Consider the following 1,051-nt stretch of genomic DNA (forward strand, 5'->3'; position numbering starts at 1 on the left):
GTGCGCAGGCGTCGTTATGCGGGTACGGAGCAGATTGCGACGTATCTGATCGAGCGGAATATCAACTACACCAATGTGTGTGTGACGGCGTGCAAGTTCTGTGCCTTCTATGCTCCGCCGAAGGATGTGGCCAAGGGCTGGACGCGTGATCTGGATGACATCCTGCGCCGCTGTGCGGAGACCGTTGAGCTCGGTGGTACTCAGATCATGTTCCAGGGTGGCCATCATCCGGACTATGGCGTGGAGTACTACGAGGAGCACTTCGCGGCGATCAAGAAGGCGTTCCCGCAGCTGGTGATTCATTCGCTGGGGGCGTCCGAGGTCGAGCACATGGCGCGGATCTCGGGTGTCCCGGCCGAGGAGGCGATCCGGCGGATCCACGCGGCGGGTCTGGACTCGTTCGCGGGGGCGGGGGCTGAGTTGTTGCCGGAGCGTCCGCGCAGGGCGATCGCGCCGTTGAAGGAGTCCGGTGAGCGGTGGCTGGAGATCATGGAGATTGCGCATGGTCTGGGGGTGGAGTCGACGTCCACGATGTTGATGGGTACGGGTGAGACCAACGCGGAGCGGATCGAGCACATCCGGATGATCCGGGATGTGCAGGATCGTACGGGTGGCTTCCGTGCGTTCATTCCGTACACGTATCAGCCGGAGAACAATCATCTGAAGGGGCGGACGCAGGCGACGGTTTTCGAGTATCTGCGGATGATCGCGGTCGCTCGGCTGTTCCTGGACAATGTGGCGCATATTCAGGGTTCCTGGCTGACCGTCGGTAAGGAGGCGGGTCAGTTGTCGCTGCATTACGGGGCGGATGATCTCGGGTCGGTGATGCTGGAGGAGAACGTGGTTTCCTCGGCCGGGGCGAAGCATCGTTCCAACCGGATGGAGTTGCTTCATCTGATCCGCGCGGCGGGGCGGGTGCCCGCGCAGCGTGCCACCACCTACGAGCACCTGGTGGTGCATGAGGACCCGGCGAACGACCCGGTCGACGACCACGTCGTCTCACACCTGTCCTCCACGGCCATCGAAGGCGGCACCGCCCACCCCGAACTCA

1 protein-coding gene is annotated in these 1,051 nt (G+C 63.1%); it reads left to right on the forward strand.

The window, feature by feature from the left end; all coding sequences use genetic code 11:
• A partial coding sequence (locus tag JK363_RS41315; protein ID WP_201883473.1) for a CofH family radical SAM protein occupies positions 1-1,051 on the forward strand: 1,051 nt, incomplete at both ends.

Origin of the sequence: Streptomyces coffeae (assembly GCF_016741875.1) — a bacterium.
GTDB lineage: Bacteria > Actinomycetota > Actinomycetes > Streptomycetales > Streptomycetaceae > Streptomyces > Streptomyces coffeae.